This is a genomic window from Arthrobacter sp. B2a2-09, assembly GCF_027587375.1.
GTDB lineage: Bacteria > Actinomycetota > Actinomycetes > Actinomycetales > Micrococcaceae > Arthrobacter.
The window spans coordinates 165691-182531 of record NZ_JAMXIC010000001.1 but is presented as its reverse complement, the minus strand read 5'-3'; the positions used below and the strand labels follow the sequence as shown (position 1 = coordinate 182531).

20 protein-coding genes and 1 pseudogene are annotated in these 16841 nt (G+C 63.7%); 8 read left to right on the top strand and 13 right to left on the bottom strand.

Annotation, left to right across the window (positions count from 1 at the left end; genetic code table 11):
- Nucleotides 1-36: 36 nt before the first annotated feature.
- Genes NFJ07_RS00875 through arfB form a run of 3 tightly spaced genes read left to right on the top strand, consistent with a single transcriptional unit; the run spans nt 37 to nt 1403 of the window.
- Nucleotides 37-291, top strand: coding sequence for a hypothetical protein (locus tag NFJ07_RS00875; RefSeq protein ID WP_269991806.1), 255 nt, complete (start codon nt 37-39; stop codon nt 289-291).
- A 52-nt stretch (nt 292-343) separates the two neighbouring features.
- Nucleotides 344-928, top strand: coding sequence for an HhH-GPD-type base excision DNA repair protein (locus tag NFJ07_RS00870; protein ID WP_269991805.1), 585 nt, complete (start codon nt 344-346; stop codon nt 926-928).
- 52 nt (nt 929-980) lie between these two features.
- Entirely contained in the window at nt 981-1403 is a 423-nt protein-coding gene (arfB, locus tag NFJ07_RS00865) for an alternative ribosome rescue aminoacyl-tRNA hydrolase ArfB (protein WP_269991804.1), read from the top strand.
- 6 nt (nt 1404-1409) lie between these two features.
- On the opposite strand, the gene NFJ07_RS00860 is transcribed toward arfB, so the two are convergent.
- The 5 genes from NFJ07_RS00860 to trxA all read right to left on the bottom strand — a co-directional run bounded on the left by NFJ07_RS00860 (nt 1410) and on the right by trxA (nt 3667).
- Nucleotides 1410-1790, bottom strand: coding sequence for a carboxypeptidase-like regulatory domain-containing protein (locus NFJ07_RS00860; RefSeq protein ID WP_269991803.1), 381 nt, complete (start codon nt 1788-1790; stop codon nt 1410-1412).
- Nucleotides 1791-1813: 23 nt separating this feature from the next.
- The gene (locus NFJ07_RS00855) at nt 1814-2284 is read right to left on the bottom strand and encodes a cupin domain-containing protein (protein ID WP_269991801.1); all 471 of its coding nucleotides are present in this window, start codon (nt 2282-2284) and stop codon (nt 1814-1816) included.
- 124 nt (nt 2285-2408) lie between these two features.
- Nucleotides 2409-2780, bottom strand: coding sequence for a hypothetical protein (locus NFJ07_RS00850; protein WP_269991799.1), 372 nt, complete (start codon nt 2778-2780; stop codon nt 2409-2411).
- A 104-nt stretch (nt 2781-2884) separates the two neighbouring features.
- Nucleotides 2885-3274 carry a heavy metal-responsive transcriptional regulator gene (locus tag NFJ07_RS00845; protein WP_269992145.1) on the bottom strand — a complete coding sequence of 130 codons (390 nt, stop codon included), beginning with the start codon at nt 3272-3274 and terminating at the stop codon, nt 2885-2887.
- A 66-nt stretch (nt 3275-3340) separates the two neighbouring features.
- The gene (gene trxA, locus NFJ07_RS00840) at nt 3341-3667 is read right to left on the bottom strand and encodes a thioredoxin (protein WP_269991798.1); all 327 of its coding nucleotides are present in this window, start codon (nt 3665-3667) and stop codon (nt 3341-3343) included.
- Between the two features lie 137 nt (nt 3668-3804).
- On the opposite strand from trxA, the gene NFJ07_RS00835 reads away from it, so the two are divergent.
- A complete protein-coding gene (locus NFJ07_RS00835) occupies nt 3805-4569 on the top strand; it encodes a hypothetical protein (protein ID WP_269991797.1) in 765 nt (254 codons plus the stop codon).
- A 16-nt stretch (nt 4570-4585) separates the two neighbouring features.
- Here the strand turns inward: NFJ07_RS00835 and NFJ07_RS00830 are convergent, their stop codons facing one another.
- From NFJ07_RS00830 to NFJ07_RS00800, 7 genes are all read right to left on the bottom strand, one after another.
- Nucleotides 4586-5386 carry an SDR family oxidoreductase gene (locus tag NFJ07_RS00830; protein ID WP_269991795.1) on the bottom strand — a complete coding sequence of 267 codons (801 nt, stop codon included), beginning with the start codon at nt 5384-5386 and terminating at the stop codon, nt 4586-4588.
- Nucleotides 5387-5408: 22 nt separating this feature from the next.
- Nucleotides 5409-6044 carry a dihydrofolate reductase family protein gene (locus tag NFJ07_RS00825; RefSeq protein WP_269991793.1) on the bottom strand — a complete coding sequence of 212 codons (636 nt, stop codon included), beginning with the start codon at nt 6042-6044 and terminating at the stop codon, nt 5409-5411.
- A 152-nt stretch (nt 6045-6196) separates the two neighbouring features.
- Nucleotides 6197-7732, bottom strand: coding sequence for an FAD-dependent oxidoreductase (locus tag NFJ07_RS00820; protein ID WP_269991791.1), 1536 nt, complete (start codon nt 7730-7732; stop codon nt 6197-6199).
- Complete coding sequence (locus NFJ07_RS00815) at nt 7729-9195, bottom strand: FAD-dependent oxidoreductase (RefSeq protein WP_269991789.1); 1467 nt, start codon at nt 9193-9195, stop codon at nt 7729-7731. Before NFJ07_RS00815 ends, NFJ07_RS00820 begins: the two co-directional genes overlap by 4 nt.
- Nucleotides 9192-10577, bottom strand: a complete 1386-nt coding sequence (locus NFJ07_RS00810) for an FAD-dependent oxidoreductase (protein WP_269991787.1) — start codon at nt 10575-10577, stop codon at nt 9192-9194. Before NFJ07_RS00810 ends, NFJ07_RS00815 begins: the two co-directional genes overlap by 4 nt.
- Nucleotides 10578-10662: 85 nt before the next feature.
- Nucleotides 10663-11496 (bottom strand): SDR family NAD(P)-dependent oxidoreductase, encoded by an 834-nt coding sequence (locus tag NFJ07_RS00805; protein ID WP_269991786.1) that lies wholly within the window; start codon nt 11494-11496, stop codon nt 10663-10665.
- 10 nt (nt 11497-11506) lie between these two features.
- The gene (locus NFJ07_RS00800) at nt 11507-12934 is read right to left on the bottom strand and encodes an MFS transporter (RefSeq protein ID WP_269991785.1); all 1428 of its coding nucleotides are present in this window, start codon (nt 12932-12934) and stop codon (nt 11507-11509) included.
- Between the two features lie 154 nt (nt 12935-13088).
- Between NFJ07_RS00800 and NFJ07_RS00795 the strand changes: the two genes are divergently transcribed.
- Nucleotides 13089-13862 carry an IclR family transcriptional regulator gene (locus NFJ07_RS00795; RefSeq protein WP_269991784.1) on the top strand — a complete coding sequence of 258 codons (774 nt, stop codon included), beginning with the start codon at nt 13089-13091 and terminating at the stop codon, nt 13860-13862.
- Nucleotides 13863-13880: 18 nt separating this feature from the next.
- Here NFJ07_RS00795 and NFJ07_RS00790 read toward each other — a convergent pair whose 3' ends face one another.
- Nucleotides 13881-15188, bottom strand: a complete 1308-nt coding sequence (locus NFJ07_RS00790; protein ID WP_269992144.1) for a phosphoribosyltransferase — start codon at nt 15186-15188, stop codon at nt 13881-13883.
- A gap of 279 nt (nt 15189-15467) precedes the next feature.
- Between NFJ07_RS00790 and NFJ07_RS00785 the strand changes: the two are divergent.
- The 3 genes and pseudogenes from NFJ07_RS00785 to NFJ07_RS00775 all read left to right on the top strand — a co-directional run.
- Nucleotides 15468-15545: pseudogene (locus NFJ07_RS00785) on the top strand (hypothetical protein); the annotation flags it as partial.
- 32 nt (nt 15546-15577) lie between these two features.
- Nucleotides 15578-16213, top strand: a complete 636-nt coding sequence (locus NFJ07_RS00780) for a CapA family protein (protein WP_269991782.1) — start codon at nt 15578-15580, stop codon at nt 16211-16213.
- Between the two features lie 110 nt (nt 16214-16323).
- The gene (locus NFJ07_RS00775) at nt 16324-16740 is read left to right on the top strand and encodes a hypothetical protein (protein ID WP_269991781.1); all 417 of its coding nucleotides are present in this window, start codon (nt 16324-16326) and stop codon (nt 16738-16740) included.
- Nucleotides 16741-16841 lie beyond the last annotated feature (101 nt).

The following is a 16841-nucleotide window of genomic DNA, read 5'->3' as shown; positions in this document are numbered from 1 at the left end:
GAGCCCCGGCACTTCCCAGCCGAGAAAGAGACCACGATGATAAAACGCCACTCGGACGTCGTCCTGGAAATCACCGCACACGATCCCGACACCATCGAAAACGAGCTGAACACCGCCGTCGAAATCGCCCGCGAACATGCCGTCAAGGAGCGCCGTCACGGCATTCTGGTTACCCAGCACGGATACACCAGGTACACCGTCGCCATCAGCCGCGACGTTCCCTACGGGCAGACACACGAACGGCGCGAATCGCCGGGGAGCCCGCAGACGGAGACCGAACCCGGCTGCTGAGTTGGCCGCACCGGCACTCCCGTGCGGTCAAAGCAGGTGGGAGGATGGGCGCATGGAACTGCACATTACCGGCGACCCCGCCGCCGACCAACTGCTCAGCGATGACGCGTTCGCACTTCTCATCGGCATGCTGCTAGACCAACAGGTGACCATGGAGTCTGCGTTTGCCGGACCCGAAAAGATCCGGACGCGCATCGGGTCCATGTCCCCTGCCGCAATCGCCGAATATGACCCTGCGGGCTTCGTTGAGGTCTTCAAGGAGCGTCCGTCCGTCCACCGTTTCCCTGGCTCCATGGCCGGCCGCGTCCAGGATCTGGCCGCAGTCGTTCAGCGCGATTGGAATGGAGACGCAACTGCGATCTGGACCCAGGACGACCCTGATGGCCAGGAAGTGCTCCTCAGGTTGAAGGAATTGCCCGGCTTCGGAGAGCAAAAGGCAAAGATCTTCCTGGCGCTACTCGGCAAGCAGCGCGGACTCCAGGCACAGGGTTGGCGTGAGGCTGCCGGCGCCTACGGACAGGAGAGCGCATTTCTTTCTGTCGCCGACATCGTGGATCCGGAGTCGCTGAGAAAAGTGCGCGCGAACAAGCAGGCTGCCAAGGCAGCCATCAAGGCTGCGAAGGCATCCGGGAGCTGAGAAACACGGGGCGGGGGCTTTGTTCCCGCCCATATCGTGAAACGCTTGCAGCATGGATCTCGAAGTGTCGCCCGCGCTCACGATTCCGACGTCGGAACTCGGCTGGCGGTTCTCCCGCTCGTCGGGGCCAGGCGGTCAACACGTCAACACCTCGGACAGCCGAGTCGAACTGTCATGGAATGTCGCCGACTCCGCGGCGCTTTCCGATGAGCAACGGCTGATGCTGGTCACGCGTCTTGGACCACGCCTCATCGCCGGTGTGATCACCGTGGCCGCCTCCGAGCAGCGGTCCCAGTTGCGCAATCGCGAGATCGCCCTGGCCAAGCTCTCCCGCCTCGTGGCGGAGGGTCTTGCTCCCGAAGCCGCTGCCCGCCGGGCGAGCAAACCAACCCGGAGCTCGAAGCGTCGTCACCGGGTCGCAAAGGAACACAGGGCGGCGACGAAACAACAACGAAAACGACCGTCCGCCGAATAGCTCGACTTAGCGAATCCCGCTGTCAACAACCAGCGTGACGTGAACGGGAGTGTCCGAGATGACCACCGGCTCGGAAGCCGTCGAAACGTAACCGCCGACGTTGCTCGCTTTGATCACGTAACGACCGTCAGGCAGCGTGAGGTGGAAGGCGCCGGTGCCATCGGTCAATGTTGAGCTCCGGACAGCTTCCCCGTCCAAGGCGACAACGGCGGCCCCTGATACGGGGCGCGGCGGGCACTCCTGACCGACACGTTCGACGGGACACACCGGGGCGGTCAGGACGTAGCCGGTGACAACCCCGGAATTCCCAGTGTCGGGACCGCCTTGACCGCCGCATCCGCACAACCACAGGACCGCGGCCAGCAGGGCCAAGACGAATCGCTTCACTTCACTCACCAACATGTGTCGGTTCAGGGAGCCGGATGAATGGGATCGATCCAGCGGACTTCTTCCGGGGGCTCTGCGGACTCGATCTCCAGATTAATGACTATTGGGTCCTGACCGCTGCGGACAAGTACGCAACTGAGAAGCTCGGTCTTGCTCGCGTTGATCTCTTGATGGGGTACGAACGGCGGAACAAAAATGAAGTCGCCCGGCCCAGCCTCCGCGACAAACTCCAGGGTGTCTCCCCATCGCATTCGTGCCCGCCCGCTGACAACGTATATGACGCTCTCCAGTTCTCCATGATGGTGGGCCCCGGTTTTAGCGTTGCCATCAATGGTGACCGTGCCTGCCCATAGTTTGCTCGCCCCCGCCCGGGCATGTGTGATCGCTGCCGCCCTTGACATACCAGGCGTTTGCGCCGTATTCGTATCGAGCTGCGAACCAGGAATGATTTTGACTCCGTGGTCGCGCCAGTTTGGCTGTGGCTCAGGGTTCATTTCATCCCTCCGCAAAGCAGTGGTGGCACCCCTGAGACAATGATAGGCGCGTCAGATAGTGACCGCAGTTGGACCAGCCCACCGCGCCTCGCCTGGTTTCGCTCAAGCCAAGCCAAGCCAAGCCTCAGGAACAGGTTTTCAGGAAGCTCGTGGCACCAGCACGTTCGTGGAAGGTGACCGTGTGGCCGCTGCCGTCATGGAAGACTGCCCTTTGGCCTTCCACGGTGATGGTGCCCGGCTGGTAGGGGTTGCCCCAGCCTGAAGGCGGATTGCCGTGACCGTCGTCGAGCGGCTGGTCGGTAACAAAGAAGGAGCCTTGTACCTGTGCCTCGTAGATGCCACAGTGCGTGAAAAGGGCGAACGGGACGCCCGGGGCAGCGGATGTTGTCGGACCTGTCGGGACGTTGCTTTGCGGCGCTGCCGGCAACGCACATCCGCTCAGCACCGCCAGCGCGGCTGCCGCGGCGGCGATGCCTCGGCCGTATCGAGTTGCCATGCGCCAAGCCTCCCTGGCGACAATCGCGCGGTCAATAACCTGGGATCCAGAAAGCCAGCGTTCGCGAAACGCTCACAGGGACTGCTCGTTCAAAATGCAGTCTTTCAGAGGTAGCTGCAGATCCGGTCGGCGTCGCACGTATCCGGGTCCGCGGCAGCCGCGACAGCGTGGTACTCGGCGACGGTGGCGCGCAGCGCGACGAGTTCGGCGATCTGAGCGTCGAGTCCGGCCAGCTGACCGGCCAGAAGGTCGCGCACATGGGTGCAAGGGGAACGGCCGGCGTCGCGCAGAAGCAGGATCTCGCGGATCTGCGCCAGCGCCAGCCCTGCGGCGCGTCCACGGCGAATGAAGTCGAGCCTGTTGATGGTTTCGGCCGCGTAATCGCGATATCCGTTGGCGTTGCGCTCCGCAACCGGCAGCAACCCGTGCTCTTCGTAAAATCTCAAGGCCTTGCTCGTCATACCAGCCGCTTGGGCGGCTTCACCGATTCGCACCATGCACCTCGTCTTCCCCCATTGACTCCCACTCTAGGGGAAAGGCGTTCATGGGGTGAAGCAGGATTAGCGCAGGTAATCAGCGAATTCCATCTCGAAGTACCGCTTCGCGCCGACGCCGATCACGGAGACTCTTCGTTCGCCGTCCTTGAACAAGAACACCGACGGAACAGAGCTAACCCCGAAGGCACCCGCTGTTACGGGATTTTCATCGACATTGACTTTAACAACGTCGATTTTGTCGGCGTATTCGAGCGCGAGCTGTTCCAAGACCGGGGAAAGCCTGGTGCAAGGTCCAGACCAATCCGCCCAGAATTCAACGACGACGGGTTTGGCTGACTTCAGCACTTCGGCGTCGAAAGACGCGTCAGTGACCGCCTTGGTTCTTTCCATGCTTTTCCCCTTATTGAATCCCCTGCACTCCACCTTTGCACCTTCCCCTAAGGGATAAGTCAAGGGGACGCCGGCGATGGGCAACGGCGGCCGGACTGGCGACTTGCGCGAAAAGCCTTCAAGCTAGGTAGGGGGTAATGAGGGACGAACGCACTCCCTCCGCACAGGAAGGCCCCGCAATTCCTAGCCCAAAACGTCCACTCAATCCATGGATCCGCACTTACCTCAAACGCAGCTACTCAGGCCGCCCAGATCCCAAAGGCCTCGGCAGTCTCAAACCTGTCGAGCCGGCCGCTCGACGGGAGGGCAAGCCCCTCCTCGGCGAAGACCAGGTTTACGTCATGAAGTACGGGGAGGAGTACCACCCGGCCTGGTGCCACATCGTGTCCGACAAATGGAGCAGCGCCCCAAGGGGGCTGCTTGTGACCCTTTTGGCCGACGTCGGGACGCGGGCCAGGTGCCAGGAGTGCGATCGATCCCTAGAGTCAGTTACGGAATCCTTTGCGAAGGAACACGAAAGACACTCCAAGCCCACCCGGCAGCCTGACACGGTAATCCCGTTACGAGTCGTCGGGGTCTCCCATGGAATTCTGTTCTTGGCGGCGGGGCCGAAATATCAGGACCTCCTCAAGCAGACCGCGGTGGAGCCGGCGACCCCGCTGCTCGTCGATGGTCGGCGGCACGGCATGCTGCTGCGGGTGGACGCATCCCGCCAAGAGCCACTCCTGGTAATCCAGATGGATCCGCGCGCCAAATTCCGGAATGGCCCTTATCAGGTGCGCTTGCGTCTTCCGTTGCAGCGCTCGGCCACCAAACCCTATGCCGTGGACTCCGTTGAACCGGCCGCGCGGGCCAGGCACGCCGCTCTACACCCGCCGGCCGCTGACGACATGGGAAGTTGAGCCCGCACCGGCAGCGTCACCTCCGGACGGTACCGGGTACCTGCTCGGTGAGGAACTCCTCCCAGGTCCTCCGCCCAACGGCCCTGTCCTCGGACAGGTTGGCGCCCTCCCGGATGGCCCTGGCAGCCCTACCTGCCATGGGAACGGGAACGAGGAGGCGTCGCTGACCGGCTGCGGCGAGATAGGAGCGGATGAGGTCACCCATCGGGTAGCAGATCGGCCCGGCAAGATCGGGCACGAGGCCGGCGGGCTGACCGAGAGCGAGCTCGACGAGCCGGTCCGCGACCTCGCCAGCGTCGACGGGCTGGAACCGGAAGCCCCTCGGGACCGGTATGACCGGGAGCTTGGACATAGCCCGCGCGGTCAGGAGCGTCAGCTCGAAGAACTGGGTGGCGCGGAGGGTACTGAAGGGGATGCCGGACCCGGCCACAACCTCTTCCGCATCCCGCTTGGACGCGAAGTAGCCGAAAGCCGCACGGTCGAAGCCGCTCACGACCGGGATCGTGTCTGCCCCCACGACGGAGATGAACACAAGGTGCGTCACACCCGCGCGGGATGCCGCGGCGACGAGGCGGCGGGCTTTGTCGCCGTCGCCCTTCTGCGCGCCCGCGCAATGCACCACTGTCCGGACACCGCTCAAGGCTGCTTCGACACCGTCGCCGGTGTCGAAGTCACACCGCGCGAATTCGATGTCCCGCTCGGGTGGAGGGGCATGGCGTCCCGCCACGCGCACGGCGTGGCCCCCGTCCCGCAGGCGCGAGGCCACGAGCCGCCCGAGCGTGCCGGTTCCGCCCGTCACTAAAATCGTCGAGTTCATGGCCGCTTCCCTTTGGATTGGTTCACGTCGGGCCGCTGCCCGGCGGATCGCTGAGAACGGTGGGGACGTACTCGAGCAGCTGGAGCCGACCATCGAAGGTCCTGCTCTCCACCATCTCGAGCGCGACGTCCGGATAGCCGTCGTAGATCCGCTCCCGGCCGGTGCTGCCCGTGATCACCGGGAAAACGACCACCCGGAACCTGTCCACGAGTCCAGCGGTCAGCAGCGAGCGGCAAAGGCTCAGGCTCCCGAGAGTGCTCAACGGCCCGGTCCAGGTCCGTTTCATCTCCGCCACGGCCTGGACTGCGTCCCCGGTGACCAGCTCCGAGTTCGGCCACGTCAGGGGCGCCTGCAGCGTGGAGGAAAAGACGACCTTCGGCACGGCAGCAAGGCCGGTCAGGGTAGCCCCCTCATCCTCGGAGAATCCCGAGCCCTCGCCCCCGGCCTCCTCTGACATCCTGGACATCAGCCGGTAGGTGTTCGCCCCGAGAAGGAAGGTATAGCCCTTCTCCCCCTCCTGCCCGAGCCACGCCAGATATTCCGGCCCCTCCAGACCCCACCAGCCGGGCCATCCCACGGCTGAGGCATACCCGTCCAGCGATATGATCAGGTCGACCATCAGGTCCGCTGATGACGCCTCCGCCGTTGTCTCGCCCATGGCCGTCTCCTCGAATTTGATCGACGTCAGTGTCCGCCAGTCCCCTCTGCTAAGGACGGTCGGGTGCCGTGGCGGCAATGGTAGTCCCGGAGCGATCAGACGTTCAAGGGGACCGAGGTAGCACTGTGTTAGATGTGTAGCGCCTGCAAGACCTAACTAACGACGGCGTTCTCAACGGCGAGGTCAAGGCGGTTCGGGGCCTGAGCGACGTTTCGGCCCGCGAGTCGGCCGGAGACCATCGCCCATCCGATATGCAGGCCGTGGTTGAGGAGCTGGAGGCCTCCCTGGCCTGTGGAACCGGCGGCCCACAGCCCCGGTATTGACTCGCCGTCGGCCTGTGTCACACGCAACTGTGTGTCAACGGCAAGGCCGCCGTCGGCAAGCGTGATGTAGGCGTTCATCGGGCCCAAGGCGTAGAACGGCCCCTCGTTGACTCCGTTGCCGAGGTGCTGCCGGCCAAAGCCGCGGTCCTTTCCGTTGGCGAGATCGGCGTTCCATTCCTCGACGGTGGATTTCAGAACCGAGGGCGCCACCCCAAGGCTCGCGGCGAGCTCCTCGATGGTTTCAGCCCGGTGGTAGACGTCGGGACGGTAGCGCTTGTAGTCGTCGACATAGGCGTAGGCCACGCCGGGGAAGGTGGAAACAGGATGGGGCCACGCGGAGAACTTCCTCGCCACGCGTTCATCGAAGATCATGAATGCTGTGTTCTTCTCATCAGCGGCGGCGGCGCGCGCCATGAGTTTGTCGGAATCCTCGTTGGCTATCCGTTTCCCGGAATGCCCTATCAAGATGGCGCCAGCCTGGTACATCGTGTTGTTCGGGCCCACCCAACTGGTCAGGGCGCCACGGATGACGTAAGCGAGCAGCTTCTTTGGCAGTCGCTCGACAACGAGGCGCATGGCTTTGGCCAGCAGCGGGTGCGAGGGCAGGATCTTGATGGGGTCGGGCCGTTTTGAGGGGGCGAACCGCAGTCCCTCGTAGAGCCGGTCCATCTGGATCATGACTCCGCCTGCGTCGGTGCCCAGCTTGAACCCGTCCCCGGTGTTGTTGGGGTTTACGGGGGGAATCTTGGCGGCCGCCTCTCCGACGAACTCGGCTTTCATCTCGGTGGACGCAGAGTAGTCACCGGTAGCCAGGATGACGCCGCGGCGGCCGTAGAAGTCCGCGCCGTTCGCCCGGGCTCCGATGATCTCGCCTGCCGCGTTGTGCAAGAGCTTGTCCACACGCATGGACGTGCGCACCTCAACGCCGCGCTTCTTGCATTCACGCAACAGGGCTGAGGCATACGCGGAGGAGTTCGGCAGGACGTTGTGCATACGCGGCTTCTCATACGGCGGCTCCTGCGTCGGGCCGAGGAACTGCACCCCGATACTGGACAGCCATTCCACGGTGGGCCCGGCATTCTCGGCCAGGATCCTGCGCAACTCCTTGTTCTCACGGTCCTCGAACTCGCCGTTGGCCACCTTCATGTCCTCAACGAACAGCTCGATGCTGTCGTTGACGCCTGCGCGGTACTGGTACGAGGTGTTGGCCGCCGTGAATGACCCGACCGACATTGCGGTGCTGCCCCCGACCTTGGGGCACTTTTCGAGCAGGACCACGGTGGCTCCGCTCGTCGCTGCGGAGATGGCCGCGCTCATTCCCGAGCCGCCGCCGCCGATGACGAGGACATCTGCGGTGATGGTCATGCTGTCTCTCCGTGTGTCGTTGATTGTGCTGCATTGATCAGTGCCGGACCGCGCTTCAGCTGAACGGCGGCCGCCTGTTGGGATGCGGTTCGCCCTGCCCAGCGTCCGGTGATGTATCCCGGCGCAAGGCCTCCGGCGTAGCCGTAGTTGGACAGCCCTCCGATGTCGGCCCCGGCGGCGTAGAGGCCGGGGATCGGCCGGCCGTCGTAGTCAAGGGCCTCGCCGTCGGTGTTGGTGCGAACTCCTCCGAAGGTAAAGGTAATGGAAGGCTGGACCATCAGGGCATAGAACGGTCCTTGTTGCGGGGCGCGGGCCGCGGCGGAGACTTTGATGCCGCGGGCGACTCCGCCGCCGGAGGCCACCGCATCGGCGTAGGCGTCCAGGGTAAGGCCCAAGGCTATGCGGTCGATTCCCCAGGCCGCGACTTGGTCCAGGAGTTCGGAAAGGGTGTCGGCCACCGCGTAGGTGCCACCGGCGTCGACGGCGGTGGCGAACCGGTCGGTGGCTCCGAGACCTGGGAAAGGTTCTTCGATCGCCTCGGTGCTGCGCACGTGCTCGTCGAAAATCAGCACGCCGCGGGCCTGGGGTTGGAAAGTGACGGCCTGATTGAGCAATTCATCGCCTTCCGTCTCGTCCGTGAACCGTTCTCCGAGCAGGTTCACCAGCATGGTGGACCCGGAGTAGTACTGCGAGTACGGCAGGTAGTCCTCCGGCTGGAACCGGTCAACGGGATAGGGAAGGAGGTGCCCGTAGAAGGTGCTCATCGCCTTGGTGCCCCCGGCCCCGGCAGCGCGGGCCAGCCGGAGGCCGTCGCCGACACTGCCGGGATTGGACCGCAGCATCAGTCGGTCGGCGTTGGGTCCGATCTGCAGGGTCAGCTCATCGCGGGCGCCCTGGAAGCCGCCGGTAGCAAGAATGACTGCTTTAGCTTCGTAGCGCACCAGGCGGTTCCCGTCCTCACGGGCAACCACCCCGGTGACCCTTCCGCCGTCGTAAAGCAGTTCGATCACCGGCGAACTGGTGCGGACCTGGCCTCCGGCCGCAACCACTTCCTCCCGGCACCAGGCAAGGATTGCGTGAATGTCGGTTGAGTAGCCGATGCCGAAGGTCATGATGTCCTGTTTGGGCTCATCGGCCACTCGCACGCCCGAGGCGCGCAACTCGGCGAGGGCATCCGCGTAGTCTCCGACCAAGCGGGCACCCAGCTCCAGGTTTCCCAGGGGGATGCGTGCCTGGTAGGCCTCGACGGTGGGCGCCGTCCAGAACATGCCGGCGGACAAAGCGGCAGATCCGCCGAAGGTCTCCGATTTCTCCAGCATCGCCACTCTCGCCCCGGACCGGGCCGCAGTCATGGCCGCGGATGAGCCGCTGACCCCGGACCCGACGACGACGACGTCGACCTCGCGGGTCTCTTCAACGCTTTCATGATGTGAGATGGAAATACTCCTCTGTTTCGATCTCATGCGACGCTGACGCCAATCCTTGAGGATGCGTGCTCGGCCGCGATGCGGCCGAAGACGGCTCCCTTGCCCAGGGAAGTGCCCGTCATGTAGGCCGCGCCGTGGAATCCGCCGGTGACCTCTCCGATGGCGTAAAGACCGTCGATCACCTCGCCGTCGACGTCGCGGACCTGCCCGCGGTCGGTGATTGTCACGCCGCAGTAGGTGGTGGTCATGAGGGACTTGGCCGGGTAGGCGTAGAACGGCGCCTGGTCGATGGGCAGCAGTTCGCCGACCCCGTGGCACAGGCTGCTCCGACCGAGCTCGTCCGCTTGCTCACCGGCAATTGCGGCGTTGTATTGGCGGATCGTCTCGGCGAGAACGACGGAGTCGATGCCGGTGATTTCGGCCAGTTCCTCGAGGGTGTCGGCCTTGTACACGTGTCCGATGTCCTCGAGGGTATCGATGTCCTTCAGCGGGATGCCCCGGTGGGACTTCGCCCGTACTCTTGCGTCGAAGATTTCGAAGCCAAGTCCCTCGGGCTGGTCCAGGACCACCCGGCCAAGCGTCTTGTAGTCCTGCGATTCGTCGACGAAGCGCCGGCCGTGCTTGTTCACGATGACGGCCCCCATGTAATAGGCCGTCAGCAGTTCGTGGAACTCCTCCCCTGTGTCCGGGTGGGAACCGTACGTCCCGCTGACGAATGACATGTCCGCCATGCCGGCCCCGAGCTTCCAAGCCATCCGCAGCCCGTCCCCGGTATTGCCCTTCCCCCCGTAAGGGATGGCGCTCAGTTGCTCCGGCGCAAAGGTCTTCAGCAGCTCTGTTCCTCGGCTGAATCCGCCGGTGGCCAGGATGACACCGCCGGCGGCGGTGAACTGCTCCTCGGATTGTTCTGACTGGGTGATCACCCCCATGACGCGCCCCGAATCGTCCTGCACCAGCCGCACTGCCCGGTGGTTCAGAAGGGTCTGTCCTCCGGCGGCCGTGAAGTCGCGATGGAGAGAAGCCAGGACTTCTTTGATCACTGAGTTGTGGCTGCGACGGGCCGACTGCCCGGAACTGATCTCCACTTCCCGGAACTCCACACCGTGTTGCTTAAGCCACCGGTAGGTCTCCTGCTGGTGGGTGAGGTAGGCCTGTAGCAGGGATCGGTCGTTGTGGTACTGGCCGACCTCGAGCATGTCCCGCAGGAACAGTTCGGGAGAGTCCTCGATGCCCTCCGCTTCCTGCTCTTCGGTACCGGTGAAGGCGAACCAGCCGCCGCTCATCGCCGAAGACCCGCCGAGGCTTGCGGTTTTTTCCAACAGGACCACTTTCAGTCCCGCCTCGGCAGCCGAGGTTGCGGCCGTCTGCCCGGCGATGCCGGAGCCGACGACAATCAGATCATATGTATGTTCGGGCATGGTGGTAGTACACGCTCGCTTTCAGATGTATTTCGGAAGGTTGAACGGTGACCGCGGTGTTCGGGGCGGCGTGTCCGCGTGGCGATCAGCAGGTGAGCCAACCGCCGTTGATGTCGAGACTGATGCCGGTGATGTAGCTGGCTTGCTCGCTGATAAGGAAAGCGACGGCGTCGGCGATCTCTTCGGGCCTCGCGAAGCGCTTCATCGGCACTTGGCCCAGGAGCCTTTCATCCACAGGAACCTCGCCCATCATTGGGGTCTGGACGAAGCCGGGCGCGATTCCGTTGACGCGGATGCGCCGGCCGGCCAGCTCATGGGAAAGGCTGGCGGTCAGGTTTTGCAGTGCTGCCTTTGACGCCCCGTAGGCCGCAGTGCTGGGCAGGAATGGACCGAAGCCGGCATCGGCTGGACCGCCAGTTCCCAGCTTGGCTGTAATCGAGAGCAGGTTCACGATGCTTGCGCTGCCGTCTGTAGGCATGTGCCGGAATGCCTCTCGGATGAGAAAGAAGGGGGCGCTGACGTTGACCGCCATCACCTTGTTCCATTCCTCATCGCTGAGCTCGAAGAAAGGGATCTTCCGGCCGTTGCGTTTCGGGGAAATGCCGACGGCGTTGACCAGGACACCGATGGGCGCTGTCTCGGCGGCGAGGGCTGCCAGTTCACGGTTGACCGCGCTGCTGGTCAGGTCGCCGGCGAAACCGCGGTGAGTCGCGCCGTCGATCTCGGGAAGGCCGGCCGCCGCCTGATCGGCAGCGTCCTGATTGATGTCGGCGACGACGACGGCGTAGCCCTCCGTCGCGAGGCGGCGGCTGATCGTCCGGCCGATACCGCCGGCCCCGCCGGTAACAATTGCCGTCCGGGTGAGGGTGCTGCGTTCCTCGACTTTCCGGTCAGTGGTTTCGGGGATCGTGAGTTCCATGACCCGCACCTCAGTTCCGGGTGAACGCCGTGTTGGCGTCATCGACGTTGGCCGCGGCCTGGACGTCCGGATCACCGGTTTCGACTGCCGGTACATTGCGACCGAATCGCTGCGACTTCCCTTCGAGGGTTTTGCCGTCACCCATCAGTCGCATGTTGATCAGCGCGGCAACGATGGTGACCACCCAGAAGATCGTGATCGCGAGGGTGCTGCCGTTGCTGATGGTCATCAGCCACGAGGCGAGGAAGGGAGCAGGTGCCGCGAAGATGAGGTTTGATCCCGTCAGGGCGAGTGCGGATCCGGTGTAGCGCATGTGGGTCGGGAAGGCTTCGGCGAAGAGCGCTCCCTGGCCGGCATTGCCGAACTGCGCCGAGACGAGGGCGAAGGCGACCACGGCAAGTGTCAGCGGGAAGCTGCCGGTATTTGCGACCGGGAAGAAAATGAGGGCCGCAAGCAGGGTGCCGGCCGAGCCGATCATGAGGATCTTGCGACGACCGTAGACGTCGGACAGCCGGCCGCCCCACCAGATCGCGATCACGGACAGGAAATTGGAGATCATGATGATGGTAAACGTCTGGCTTTGGGTGAATCCGTGGCTGGTCAGGTAGCTGATGCCGAAGACGGAAACGATATAGAACGTGATGACGATCGGGGCGAAAGCAAGGATCAGCCGCAGAATGGTCACGCCCTGCGTCTTCATCACGATCGCCGGGGTGCTCTGCTCGCTCGCAAGCTCCTTCACCCCCTCCTTGAACACCGGAGTCTCTTCAACCTTGAGGCGGATGTAGATGCCCACGGCCACGAGGACGATACTGAGCAGGAACGGCACTCGCCAGCCCCACGAGAGGAAGGCTTCCTCGCTCAGCACTCCGGAGAGGACTGCAAGCATGAGGTTCGCCAATACCTGGCTGATGGGCGAGCCCATCGCCATGAGGGCTCCATAGAAGGAACGCCGGTCTGCCGGGGCATGCTCCATCGTCATGAGTTGAGCCCCTGTGGCCTCACCGCCAAGCGCCACGCCCTGAATGAAACGCATGAGGACCAACGCGAGCGGTGCGATGAATCCGATGGAGGAGTAGGGCGGCAGCAGCCCGATGATCATTGACGCCACACCCATGAGGACGAACGTGGTCAGCAGGATCTTTCGGCGTCCGAACCGGTCTCCCAAATGACCGAAGACGATGCCTCCCAGCGGGCGGGCGAAGAAGCCGACGCCGAAGGCAGCGAACGAGGCCAGCAAACCGATGCCGGGGTCCAGCTTGTTGAAGAACACGGCGGGAAAGACGGTTGCTGACATCGCTCCGTAGATGGCGAAGTCGAACCATTCGAGTGCCGAGCCGAAGGTTCCGCTGACGACGGCCCTTTTGGCCTGGGCTGAAGCTGGTGTGCGGGTCCGCGACGGATGTTTTACGTAGGGGTTGGGGGTGGGCTGACTCATCAAGACTCCTTTGTCGGGTGAGCGGATTTTTGGAGGTGCCAGGTGTGGCGGTCGGTCGAGGGCTCTTGGCCCGGTTCTCCGCCGTGTGTACCTGGAAGTGATGTAACCGTAGCCCCGCTATTGTCTGTGACGCAATAGATGTTAGAGTAATTGCGTGATACGCAATGAAGACTCTTCCCGGGTCGAAGCCGTCCATCGGGCCTTGGTCCTGTTGAAGCTGATGGCCGAAAACGGCTCCCTCAGCGTCACGGAGGCCGCAAAGGAACTTGAAGTCAACCCGTCGACGGCGCAACGACTGCTCGCCACCCTGGTCGGAGACGGCTTCGCGCGGCAGGGAAAACAAAAACGCTACTCCCCTGGCCCGGAGTTCCTGCGCCCGGGCATGATGCAACCGGTACCGCCCCTCCGCCTCCGCGCTCGGCCCTATCTGGAGCGCCTCTCTGAACGCGCCGGCGAGACGGTCCACCTTGCGACACTCGTCGGCACCGAAATCCACCATCTCGATGGCATCGAAGCCACCACAAAGGCTTTGCGTTTCGGCCTGAGGACCGGCGTCGTACTTCCAGCCCATGTCACCTCAGCAGGCAAGGCAATGCTCGCGGATCTGACTCCGCAGGAGGTCGATGCCCGATACAAGATCGCATCCGCGGGCTCCGCGCGACGCGACATGAAAATCGACCTCGCGCGAATCCATGCGGATCTGGAGAAGACCCGCCGGGCAGGAGTGGGAACGAACTACGAGGAAAGCGAGGACGGGGTCGCCGCCGTCGCAGTCTCCCTCGGAGTGATCGACGGCGAACATGCCGCCTTCAGCATCGCCCTGCCAAGTGCACGGTTCACCCGGGAGGACGCGAAACGCCTTGCCAACTGCCTCGTCCAAACAGCCAAGGAGTTCAAGGAACACGAAATCGCTGCCCCGGTCTCATGACCCGGCTCCCTGCCCGCCCTATCCTTGCGACAGGTACTCAACAAACCAGTCCCTGGCGAGAATCGCCGCCGCCTCCAATGTTCCTGGTTCTTCGAACAGGTGGGTGGCCCCCGGGACAAGCTCCAGCCGGTTCGGGCAGCCCATCACGGCTTGCGCCCGGCGGTTGAGTTCGAGCACCCTGTGATCCGCGCTGCCGACAATCAACAGTGTCGGGGCGCGGACAAAGGCAAGCCTCGCGCCAGCCAGATCCGGACGGCCTCCCCTTGAGACGACTGCGCCGATCTTCCCTCCCAGTTCGGCCGCCGCCCACAACGCGGCCCCGGCACCGGTACTCGCGCCGAAGTATCCCACGCTGCGTGGAGCCGTGTCCGGCCTTCCGGCGAGCCACCCAGTTGCCGCGGTCAGCCTGCGCGCAAGCAGCTCGATGTCGAACACATTGGCACGATTGAGCTCCTCCCCCGGGCTGAGCAGGTCAAGCAGCAAGGTCCCCAGGCCCGCCCGCTGAAGCGTTGTGGCCACGAATCTATTTCGTGGACTGTGGCGGCCGCTACCGCTTCCATGGGCAAACACCACCACTCCGGCTGTCGATCCGGGGAGGTGAAGGTGTCCTTGAAGCCACAACCCGTCCGAGGGGATTTGGACCTCTTCATCGAGGCCATGGTCTCCTGCGGTTGAAGACGCATTTTGCAGGCGCTCGGCAGCAGCGTCGAGCAGCCAGACCACCTCGTCGTCGCCCGTCGGTGAGAAGTCACGGTAGTGGTAGCCGACAGCCGTGAGCCGTGGGGGCGTGGCAAGGCACACCACCTCGTCCGGCTCCGTCAACCTCGCGAGGACGTCGGCCGAGGCAACAGGAACAGCCAGAATCACTCTGGCAGCCCCCAAGTTCCGTGCAATGCGGCATGCCACCCTGGCGGTTGACCCAGTAGCGATCCCGTCATCGACGACGACGGCGATGCGGCCTTTCAGATCAACGCGGCCTCGGCCAGCACGAAATCGTGCCACCCGGTCCTCGAGGATAGCCCGCTCCCGCCGCTCAACGGACAGCAGTTCTTCCTGTTTGACCCTTGTGGCTGAGAGGACGCTTCGTTCAAGCGCATGCGCGCCATCCTCCCCGATGGCGCCCATCGCGAGTTCGGGCTGGGACGGTACTCCGAGCTTCCGCACAACGATCACATCCAGCGGCGCGTCCAGGGCCGCTGCAACTTCAAAGGCGACCGGGACCCCGCCGCGTGGCACCCCTAGGATGACTGCATCCTGGCTACGCAGATGCGCCAACCGCAGCCCCAACTGCCGCCCTGCATCCGCCCTGTCCTGAAATATTCCCATCGCGGCGACGTTCCCATCAAAGCTGCCGCACGCCACGTCCAGACCGGAAAACAGCAAGAAATACACGCGGGAGCGGCCTCCTGATCCAACTATCCCCCACGAATCTGGACCAAGCGAGGTCTTTGCGCGAAGAACCGCTGAAGCGGCACTCCTTCGGGTTCGACCGCGGATATCGCGTAAGGCGGTTGACTGGCACCAGGCCACGAAGCGGCCCATCCTGATAGCAAAGAGCTGCGACGTTGGAGGTGGAGAGTGCGGATTGCGCTCCTCGGGGATGTCATGCTCGGTCGGCTGGTCAACGAGCAGCTCAAGGTGGCTGCTCCCGACTATCCCTGGGGCGACACCCTCCCGGTCCTCCGGCAGGCCGACATCAGTTTCGCTAATTTGGAATGCTCGAATCTGGCCGCCGAGCCGTGGTCCGGCGGGTGGGACCAACTACGGTCGGCTTTATTGCCTTCACCGACAATGAGCCGGGCTGGGAGGCAACCGCACGGGCTCCAGGAATCTACTATGTCCCTGTGGACACCCGCGGCCGCTGGGTGACGGAATTGCTGGATCTGGTCCGTCGGACGAAAGACCACAACCAGCTACTGGTCGTTTCCGCACACTGGGGCGCCAATTGGGGGTCCAAGGTCCCGTCCGCGCATCAGGGTTTGGCCCGGGCATTGATAGACGCGGGGTCCGACGTCGTGTTCGGGCATTCGGCCCACATTTTCCGCGGCGTCGAAATCTACAGGAACCGGCCCATTGTCTACAGCGCCGGCGACTTTGTGGATGACTACGCCGTTGACCCGGATGAACGCAACGATCAGTCATTCGTCTTCCTCCTGGAGACAGATGGAACCGTACCCCGCACGTTGCGCCTCCATCCGACGAACATCGCCCGCCTACAAACCCGCCTGGCGAGCCGGAGCGCGGGGAAAATCGCCGAGCGGATGCAACGGCTGAGCATGCAGTTCGGCACGCGGAGCAGGTGGATCGAGGGCGACAGAGTCTTGGAAATACCGATCGAGACAGTCTCATGAGCGCGGAAACTGCTGCATGTGGGAATCATGCCGGGTTCCCGTCCGTTCTCTCACTTAATGACCTGCTTCGTAGGCGGGAACAGACACGACAGGAAGCTTGGGGACAGACCATGACGTTGAACGAAACAATTGCCCGTCTACGGGCCGGACACCTCATGGTCCGCGACGCCCAGGAGTGGGACGAGCTATCCACAGACCTGGGGCGCGCTTACGACAGCAACGACGACGAGCTCATTGAACAGCTGCAGCCACCGTTCCTCCAGTCTTGGAGGACAGTCACAAGATACGTCCTCCGTGACACATTCGACGCTGTAGGCATCGCAGTCACCGACCCCAGCCATCCTTGGGGAATCGCAACGCTCACCGCGAACGGAACCAGTTGCGAGCCGCTCCTTTGCTACGCCGACGAAGCAGACACCGAAAGCACAGCGGCCGCTACCTACCGGGGACTCCAACTGCTCAACTTCGCGGATGCAATGACCAACTACACCGACTGCCTGACGCTCCTGTTCGACGAGCTGGACTGAGCGGCGCTATCCAACTCGACGGCCCGACGTCGGACGCTTCCTTCCGGTATCCGCGGGACGCGCGACAAGGGTCGACGGCGGGGGCGTCCCCGGGCAAGCTC